The following is an 8,522-nucleotide window of genomic DNA, read 5'->3' on the forward strand; positions in this document are numbered from 1 at the left end:
GCGCGCGACATAGACGCCGACCCGCTCGCTCGCCACCATGCGGCGGAAATCCGGTTCGCTGGTGTGGTCAGTGGCCAGGATGATCAGGCCGATGCGCATGTCGAGCGGGCGTGCATCCAGCGCCGGCCGTTTCGGGTAGATCTTGATCTCGGGCAAGGGTTTCATCGGTTACCTCTCGATCTTGCCGTAGCGGCGTTCCAGCCAGCGCAGCAGCACGACCGAAAACAGACTGATGACCAGGAAGAAAGCACCGACCAAGGTGATCGGCTCGATATAGCGATAGTAGGTGTTGGCGACGCTTTTGGCCTGGTTCATCAGTTCCAGCACGGTGATTGCCGACAGCAGCGGCGTTTCCTTGAACATGGCGATGAAATAATTGGCGAGCGCCGGAATCATCGGCGGGATGGCCTGCGGAATGATGATGTGGGTCCAGGTCTGACTGGCGCTCAAATTGCATGCCTTGGCGGCCTCCCATTGGCCGCGCGGCACATTGTCGATGCCGGCACGATAAACCTCGGCCGTGTAGGTGCCGTAATGCAGCCCGAGCCCGATGACACCGGCGACCAGCGGCGGCAACAGGATGCCGATGTCGGGCAGCACGTAGAAAATGAAATAGAGCTGCACCAGCAGCGGCGTGCCACGGATGAATTCAGCCGCCCAGCCGACCGTGCGCGACAGCGCTTTGTTGGGCGAGCGGCGCGCCAGCGCAATGCCCAGCCCGACGACCGCCGCCAGCACCGAGCCGAGCAGCGTCGCCAGGATGGTGATCTTCACCCCCTGGATCAGCGTCGGCATGATTTCCCAGACGAAATTCCAATCCCATTCCATCAGCAGGCCCAATTTATCAGAAGGAAATTGGCCATCAGGCACGCACCCCATCGAGGCCGCGCGCCATGCGTCGTTCCAGCGAGCGCACGCCCCACGAGATGAGCAGGGCGAGGATGAAATAGATGATCAGGATGGTGGTGAATGGCACCAGGGTGTTGCCGGTCTGGGCGCGCACCACCTGCGCCTGGAAGGTCAGGTCGGTGAGCGAGATCAGCGACACCACGGCGGTCGCCTTGAGCAATTCGATGGCGTTGTTGCCGAAAGTCGGCAGCATCACCAGCAGCGCCTGCGGCAGGATGATGTGGCGCATGCCTTGCCACCGCCCGAGATTGAGCGCGGTGCAGGCCTCATACTGTTCGCGGCCGATCGACTGGATGGCGCCGCGCACGACTTCGGCGGCGTAGGCGCCGACATTGAGGCCGAGCGCCAGCACGCCGGCCTGCAACGGGGTCAACGAAATGCCGATGAAGGGCAGCACGAAATAGGCCCAGAACAACTGCACGAAGATCGAGGTGCCGCGGAAGAATTCGATATAGGCGGTGGCCAACCAACGCAGCGCAAAGAAGCGCGATACGCGCCCCATGCCGGCGAGGAAGGCCATGATCAACGCCAGCACCGACCCCATCAGCGTCAGCTCGATGGTGACAAGCGCTCCCTGCAATATCAGGCCGAAATAGCCGGACCACTGGGTCATTTACGTTCCAACGTTGGGTTTAGCTCCTTCTCCCCGTACGGGGAGAAGATGCCGGCAGGCAGATGAGGGGCGGCACTAGAGTCTCAGAACTTGGCGCCGCCCCTCATCCATCACTTCGTGACACCTTCTCCCCGTTGAACGGGGAGAAGGAAAAATCACTTCGCCGCGCAGAGCTTGTCGCGGCTGGTCGACATCGCCGCCGCCGCCGAGAAGCCGTAGGGTTCGATAATCTTGGCGAACTCGCCTGATTTCTTCATCTTGGCCAGTTCTACGTCGAAGGCGTCGCGCAGTGCCTCATCGCCCTTCTTGAAGGCGGCGCCGTCGCAATAGACCGGTGCGCCCTGCACCGGAGCGATGACTTCGAGGTTCGGATCGTTGGCCTTCTTGACCAGATCATTGATCGACAGGACGGGCAGCGAATAAGCGTCGATGCGACCATCTTGGAGCATCTTCACGCCGCTCTGGCCATCCGGCACGACGATGACGCGATCGCGTGGCACGCCGGCATTGAGCGCGAGCTTCTCCTCGGTGCCGCCGCCTGGCGCGCCGATGGTCGCAGTCGTATCCTTGGCGACATCCTCATAGCTCTTGAAGCCCTTCGGATTGCCCTTCTTCACCAACATCGCCTCGGCATCGCAAAGCACCGGCTCGGAATAGACGACGGCGGCGCAGCGTTCCGGCTTCATGAACAGGCCGGCGGTGACGACATCGAAGCGACCTGCCTGCAGGCCGGGGATCATGGCGCCATATTCAGAGATCGAAGCGGCGACGTCGGCGACGCCGAGCCGCTTGAATATCTCGCGGGCCACATCGGGCGCGGCACCCGAAACCTTGCCATCGGCGGCGACCGCCGTGTAGGGCGGCTCGTTGGCGATGGCGAGGCGAGCGAAACCTTGCGCCTTAAGCTGTTCGAGCTTGCTGTCGTCGGCCGAACCGGGGATAGAGGCGGCCAGCACCGCCGTCAGTGCAAGACCGGCAACGCCGGCCAGAATGCCAAGTTTGTTCATTGTTCCCAACTCCTTGTTTCTTGTCTTGCTTTTGTTACGGGCGGCCTCGCCGCCTTTGATGGCGGCGTTGCCGCCTCGGCATTACGGTCAGACGCGATGTCCGGCCGCGATGATCTTCTTCAGGAAGCCTTGCGTGCGCTCCTGCTTGGGATTGCGGAAAATCTCGTCCGGCTTGCCTTCCTCGACGATTCTGCCACGATCGAAGAACAGCACCCGGTCGGCGAAATCATGGGCGAAACCCATCTCGTGGGTGACCAGCAGCATGGTCATGTCGGTCTCGGCGGCGAGTTTGCGCATGACGTTCATCACCTCCTCGACGAGCTCCGGATCGAGCGCCGACGTCACCTCGTCGAACAGCATGATCTTCGGCGACAGCGCGAGTGCCCGGGCGATCGCGACGCGTTGCTTCTGCCCGCCGGATAGCTGCGCCGGCATGGACTTGGCCTTGTCGGCCATGCCGACCATTTCGAGCAGTTCCATCGCCCGCTTTTCGGCGGCGGCGCGTGGCGTGCCCTTGGTCAGCATCGGCGCCAGCGTGACATTGTCCATGACGCATTTGTGCGGAAACAGGTTGAACAGCTGGAACACCATGCCGATCTTCCGCCGCATCCTTGTCAGATGCCGCTCATCGGCGGGCAGCAGCTGGCCATTGCGTTCCATGTGGTAGAGCTGCTCGCCGTCGATCTGGATATGACCGCCATCGATGCGCTCAAGTGTCATCAGGATGCGCAGGATCGTCGTCTTGCCCGAGCCCGACGGGCCGATCAGCGCCAGCTTCTCGCCGGGCATGACCTGCATCGACAGGCCGTCCAGCACCTTGAAGCTGCCGAAGCTCTTCGAGATGCCGTCGATCTTGATGATGGGCGCTGATGCGGACAAATAAATTCCCCGTGCTGGAGAAGCCTGTGCCCCTTAACGATGCGGAACGCGCCAAATCATGTCAATCGGAAAAATAATATCATGACAATATTTCCCATTCCGCACAATTCTTGAGCAACCAGTGCCGAAGAGTGCGCCGGGATTCGGGTCAGGCCGAGCCGAGAATGGGAGCCTCCGAGAACCGGAACGGAGCGTACTTTTCGTACGTGAGTACCGGAAGCGCAGGAGGCTGCCTTTCGCAGGCCGGCATCACCCGGATAGCGGCGCACTCGCTAGATAGCGAGCAGCAGGTGCTCGGGATCGCCGAGCAAAAGCTTGGTGACAACGCCGAGGCCGGCGCGCAGTTCCCCCTCGGTGGTCGAACCCAGCGAGATACGAACCGCCGGATGCCACGGCGCAGCCGAAATACGGAAGGACGTGCCGGGTGCAATCGCCACGCCCTGCAGGCGAGCCTGGGCGACAAAGCTTTCCTCAGCCCGGTCGGCCGGCAGTTGCAGCCAGACATGCAACCCGTCGCGCCGGGCGCAATAGTCCACCCCCGCCAGCACTTGCGCTGCAATATCCTGCCGGCGCCGCAAAGCCGCGCGCTGCCAGTGGACAAGCTCCATCGCCGTGCCGTCGGTCACCCATTTGGTGGCGATCTCGGCCACCAGCGGCGTCGCCATCCAGTTCGAGACCAGATGCCGGTTGGCGACGGCGGCGACGTAGCGGTCGGGCGCGGCCAGATAGCCGATGCGCAGACCGGGCACGGTGATCTTGGTGAAGGAGGTGACGTAGAGCGTGCGCTCCGGCGCGAACGCGGCAACCGGCGGCGGCCGGTCTTCGACCAGCGGACCGAGCACATCGTTCTCGATGATGGCGATGTCGTGCTTGCGCGCGACCGCGGCGATCTCTTCTCGCCGCCGCGCATCCATCAGGGTCGCCGTCGGGTTGATCACCGAGGGCTGCACGAAGACCGCGCGGATGTCGGAAAGCCGGCAGGCCTCGTCCAGCGCTTCCGGGATCAGGCCGTTGTCGTCGATCGGCAGGCCTTCCAGATTGAAGCCGAGATAGCGTGCCAACGGCACCAGCGTATGGTGGCCGATCGCCTCGGTGGCAACCGTCGAACCCGGCGGCGCGACGCTCATCAGCGCCACGGTCATGCCGGCGGTGGCGCCGTTGGTCAGGCTGACGTTCTGCGGCGATGCATCGAGGCCACAAAGCCTCAGCCATTCGACCGCCACCGCGCGGTGGCGCGGAAACACCATGTTGGGCCGGAACGAAAGTGCTGAACTCGACGGCAGGTTCTCAGCCAGCCAGCCCAGTGCTTGTTTCAGCCGCTCCAGATGCATCGGCTCACAAACCGGTTTCAGGATCGACAGGTCGATGACTTCGCCGAGCCGCTCGGGCAGATATGGCGGCTCCGGCTCGCGGCGCTGCGTCTGGACGAAGCTGCCGCGGCCGATCTCGCCCGAAATCAGGCCGCGACGGATCAGTTCCTCATAGGCGCGGCTGACCGTCTGCACCGAAAGTTTCAGATCGTCGGCCAGCCTGCGATGGGTCGGCAGCCGCGCACCATTGGCCAGGCGCCCGTCATGGATGGCACGCGCGAACTGGTCGGCCAGCGATTGATATGCCGGCCGCCTGATGAGTGCGGGATCGGGTTGCCACAATGTCATGACTTATTAGAGATCGAAATCAGTGCAATTGACAATCGAAATAATGCGCCGTCATGGTACTCGGACGAAAAGTGAGCTCTGATGACATCAGCGAAACTCGACCCGATCGACCTGAAAATCCTCGACGCCATCCAGCGCGACGGACGCATTACCAAGCTGGCGCTGGCCGAGCAGGTCGGCCTGTCGCCGACGCCGTGCTGGATGCGGCTGCGCAAGCTGGAAAAGGCCGGCATCGTCTCGGGCTATCACGCCAGGATCGCCATGCGCGTCGTGGCACCCGTCGCCACCGTGCTGATGGAGGTGACCCTGGCCAACCACCGCCAGGCCGATTTCGACCGCTTCGAGCGCGTCATCCGAGACATCCCAGAGATCGTCGCCTGCTGGTCGGTGGGCGGCGGCGTCGACTATGTGCTGAAGGTGATGGCGCGCGACATCGACGCCTATCAGCGGCTGGTCGACGGCTTGCTCGACCGCGAAATCGGCATCGATCGCTACTTCACCTACATCGTCATCAAGACAGTGAAGGACGAGATCGCGCTGCCCATAGCCGACCTGCTGCCGGCGCAAGCATGAGGTCAATCTCCCCTACCGTACACCCAGGAGACTGATCGAAACCCCCGTCACGTCGTCATCCTGGGGCGAAGCAAGGAGCGCAGCGACGCGGCGCAGACCCCAGGATCCATGCCGCGACTTCAAAGCGCTGCTGCGGTGCAGAATTCTGCTCCGCTGCATTCCTCGACCAAGATCACGGCATGGATCCTCGGGTCTGCGCCGCGTCGCTTCGCTCCTGCTCCGCCCGTGGATGACGAAGGCGGGGAGGCTTCGGCCAATCTCCAGGTTTAGTGCCGCCCACCGGTCAGCAGAGAGATCATCTGCGCCCGCGGGCCAATAGAGACAATCTCTCTCTATGGGGCTGTCCAAACAGCCTTTCTGTCTGCATCGGGACGGATAATCTTCCCGCATCAGTCCGAACCGGGAGGTCTCGACCATGTCCGCGCATTTCGCCCGCTCGCATCGCCATGAAGCGCTCGATCGCCTCGCCGACCGCCGGCTGCTGCGTGAACTCGCCTATGTCGATGGCCACTGGACGGCGAGCGAGGCTGCCGAAAGCTTCGAAGTCACCGACCCGGCCACCGGCACCACAGTCGCTTTCGTCGCCGCGCTCGACGGCCGGCAGACGACGAAGGCGATCGATGCCGCCGCGCGCGCCTTCCCGGCGTGGCGGGCGCTGTTGCCGCAGGAGCGCTCGAAAATCCTGCGGAAATGGTTCGAGTTGATCATCGCTGCAAAGCAAGACCTCGCTCTGCTGATGACGCTGGAACAGGGCAAGCCGCTGCAGGAGTCGCTGGGCGAAATCGACTATGCCGCTTCCTTCGTCGAATGGTATGCCGAAGAAGCAAAACGCTTGAATGCCGAGAGCGTCACAAGCCATCTGCCGGGCGCCGAGATGATGGTGCGACGCGAGCCGCTCGGTGTCGTCGGCGTCGTCACGCCGTGGAATTTTCCGTCGGCGATGCTGACCCGCAAGGCTGCGGCAGCCCTTGCCGCCGGCTGCACGATCGTTGCGCATCCGTCCTCGGAAACACCGCTGTCGGCGCTGGCGCTGGCCGAACTCGGCGAACGCGCCGGCTTGCCCGCCGGCGTCTTCAACATCATCACCGGCAAGGCTTCGACCATCGTCGGCCGGATGTGCGAAGATCCGCGCGTCCGTGCCATGAGCTTTACCGGCTCGACCGAGATCGGCCGGCTGATCGCCGCGCAAAGTGCTGCGACGATGAAGCGGCTGGTGATGGAGCTTGGCGGCCACGCCCCGCTGATCGTCTTTGCCGATGCCGATCTGGACAAAGCGGTTGATATCGCCATCGACGCCAAATTCGCCACGTCGGGCCAGGACTGCCTCGCTGCCAACCGTATCTATGTCCAGCGTCCGATCTACGATCGGTTCTGCGCCGCCTTCGCCAAGCGTATCGAGACGTTGCGGACCGGCAATGGCCTTGCTGATAGCACCGACATCGGCCCGCTGATGCACGAGCGCGCCGTCAAGAAGGTCGAGGAACAGGTCGCCGATGCCATCGCTCACGGCGCGCGCTGCCTCACCGGCGGCAAGCGGCACCAGGCTGGCCCACTGTTCTATCAGCCGACGCTGCTGGCCGATGTCACCGATGAAGCACTGATCATGCGCGAGGAGACGTTTGGTCCGGTTGCCGCCGTGACGCCGTTCGACAGCGAGGATGAAGTGATTGCCCGCGCCAACGCTACCGAATATGGCCTCGTTGCCTATGTCGTGACCGAGAATGGCGGCCGGCAGCAGCGCATGGGCCGCGCGCTCGACTACGGCATGGTCGCCATCAACCGCGTCAAGATCACCGGCGCGCCGATTCCGTTCGGCGGCGTCAAGCAATCGGGCATCGGGCGCGAAGGCTCGCGCCACGGACTCGAGGCTTTCACCGATCTCAAATATCTCTGCCTGGATGTAGCTTAAGCTGCGCCGGAATCGCCGTTTTGTCAGGAGTCAAAAGAATGCTCGACCAGTCCAACGAACTCGCCGCCTGGGATCGCGACCACTTCTTCCATCCCTCGACCCATATGGGCACGCATGCGCGGGGCGAAAGCCCGACGCGCATCATGGCCGGCGGTGAAGGCGTCACCGTCTGGGACAACAATGGCAAGAAGAGCCTCGATGCCTTCGCCGGCCTCTATTGTGTCAATGTCGGCTACGGCCGTCAGAAGATCGCCGATGCCATCGCCGCCCAGGCGAAGAACCTCGCCTACTACCACGCCTATGTCGGCCACGGCACCGAGGCCTCGATCACGCTGGCCAAGATGATCATCGATCGCGCGCCGCAGGGCATGTCGCGCGTCTATTTCGGCCTCTCCGGTTCCGATGCCAACGAAACCAACATCAAGCTGATCTGGTACTACAACAACGTGCTCGGCCGGCCGGAGAAGAAGAAGATCATTTCGCGCTGGCGCGGCTATCACGGCTCGGGCGTGATGACTGGATCGCTGACCGGGCTCGACCTGTTCCACAACGCCTTCGACCTGCCGCGCGCACCGATCCTGCACACCGAGGCGCCCTACTATTTCCGCCGCGCCGACCGCTCGATGAGCGAGGAGCAATTTTCTCAGCATTGCGCCGACAAGCTCGAGGAGATGATCCTGGCTGAGGGTCCGGAAACCGTCGCGGCCTTCATCGGCGAGCCGATCCTCGGCACCGGCGGCATCGTGCCGCCGCCGGCCGGCTATTGGGAAAAGATCCAGGCGGTGCTGAAGAAGTACGACGTGCTTCTGGTCGCCGACGAGGTGGTGACGGGCTTCGGCCGGCTGGGCACCATGTTCGGCTCCGACCATTACGGCATCAAGCCGGACCTGATCACCATCGCCAAGGGCCTGACCTCGGCCTATGCGCCGCTGTCGGGCGTCATCGTCGCCGACAAGATGTGGCAGGTGCTGGTT

Annotated in this window: 8 protein-coding genes and 1 pseudogene; 3 read left to right on the top strand and 6 right to left on the bottom strand. The window is 63.2% G+C overall.

Going from position 1 to position 8,522, the window contains the following annotated elements:
• From EN906_RS38275 to EN906_RS14150, 6 genes and pseudogenes are all read right to left on the bottom strand, one after another.
• Positions 1-165: pseudogene (locus EN906_RS38275) on the bottom strand (ectoine utilization protein EutA); the annotation flags it as partial.
• A gap of 3 nt (positions 166-168) precedes the next feature.
• A complete protein-coding gene (gene ehuD / locus EN906_RS14130) occupies positions 169-828 on the bottom strand; it encodes an ectoine/hydroxyectoine ABC transporter permease subunit EhuD (RefSeq protein WP_127270574.1) in 660 nt (219 codons plus the stop codon).
• A 34-nt stretch (positions 829-862) separates the two neighbouring features.
• The gene (gene ehuC, locus EN906_RS14135; protein ID WP_013530328.1) at positions 863-1,522 is read right to left on the bottom strand and encodes an ectoine/hydroxyectoine ABC transporter permease subunit EhuC; all 660 of its coding nucleotides are present in this window, start codon (positions 1,520-1,522) and stop codon (positions 863-865) included.
• 155 nt (positions 1,523-1,677) lie between these two features.
• Positions 1,678-2,529, bottom strand: a complete 852-nt coding sequence (gene ehuB, locus EN906_RS14140; protein ID WP_127272429.1) for an ectoine/hydroxyectoine ABC transporter substrate-binding protein EhuB — start codon at positions 2,527-2,529, stop codon at positions 1,678-1,680.
• 87 nt (positions 2,530-2,616) lie between these two features.
• Positions 2,617-3,408 carry an ectoine/hydroxyectoine ABC transporter ATP-binding protein EhuA gene (gene ehuA, locus EN906_RS14145; protein ID WP_127271555.1) on the bottom strand — a complete coding sequence of 264 codons (792 nt, stop codon included), beginning with the start codon at positions 3,406-3,408 and terminating at the stop codon, positions 2,617-2,619.
• Positions 3,409-3,680: 272 nt separating this feature from the next.
• Positions 3,681-5,066, bottom strand: coding sequence for a PLP-dependent aminotransferase family protein (locus EN906_RS14150; RefSeq protein WP_127375224.1), 1,386 nt, complete (start codon positions 5,064-5,066; stop codon positions 3,681-3,683).
• A gap of 81 nt (positions 5,067-5,147) precedes the next feature.
• Between EN906_RS14150 and EN906_RS14155 the strand changes: the two genes are divergently transcribed.
• The 3 genes from EN906_RS14155 to EN906_RS14165 all read left to right on the top strand — a co-directional run.
• On the top strand, positions 5,148-5,639 hold the full coding sequence (locus EN906_RS14155; RefSeq protein WP_127269511.1) for an Lrp/AsnC family transcriptional regulator: 492 nt from the start codon (positions 5,148-5,150) through the stop codon (positions 5,637-5,639).
• A 415-nt stretch (positions 5,640-6,054) separates the two neighbouring features.
• Positions 6,055-7,548: an NAD-dependent succinate-semialdehyde dehydrogenase gene (locus EN906_RS14160; protein WP_127269510.1), complete on the top strand. Its 1,494-nt coding sequence runs from the start codon at positions 6,055-6,057 to the stop codon at positions 7,546-7,548.
• A 38-nt stretch (positions 7,549-7,586) separates the two neighbouring features.
• Positions 7,587-8,522, top strand: a 936-nt coding sequence (locus tag EN906_RS14165) for an aminotransferase class III-fold pyridoxal phosphate-dependent enzyme (protein WP_127375225.1), incomplete at its 3' end; no start/stop codon positions are given.

Source organism: Mesorhizobium sp. M7A.F.Ca.CA.004.06.1.1, from assembly GCF_003999135.1.
Classification (GTDB): Bacteria; Pseudomonadota; Alphaproteobacteria; order Rhizobiales; family Rhizobiaceae; genus Mesorhizobium.

What these genes read in the sequence shown, in the direction of transcription:
- EN906_RS14150 (WP_127375224.1), bottom strand. Translation starts at nt 5,066, where the DNA reads ATGACATTGTGGCAACCCGATCCCGCACTCATCAGGCGGCCGGCATAT.
- ehuC (WP_013530328.1), bottom strand. Translation starts at nt 1,522, where the DNA reads ATGACCCAGTGGTCCGGCTATTTCGGCCTGATATTGCAGGGAGCGCTT.
- ehuB (WP_127272429.1), bottom strand. Translation starts at nt 2,529, where the DNA reads ATGAACAAACTTGGCATTCTGGCCGGCGTTGCCGGTCTTGCACTGACG.
- EN906_RS14155 (WP_127269511.1), top strand. Translation starts at nt 5,148, where the DNA reads ATGACATCAGCGAAACTCGACCCGATCGACCTGAAAATCCTCGACGCC.
- ehuD (WP_127270574.1), bottom strand. Translation starts at nt 828, where the DNA reads ATGGAATGGGATTGGAATTTCGTCTGGGAAATCATGCCGACGCTGATC.
- EN906_RS14160 (WP_127269510.1), top strand. Translation starts at nt 6,055, where the DNA reads ATGTCCGCGCATTTCGCCCGCTCGCATCGCCATGAAGCGCTCGATCGC.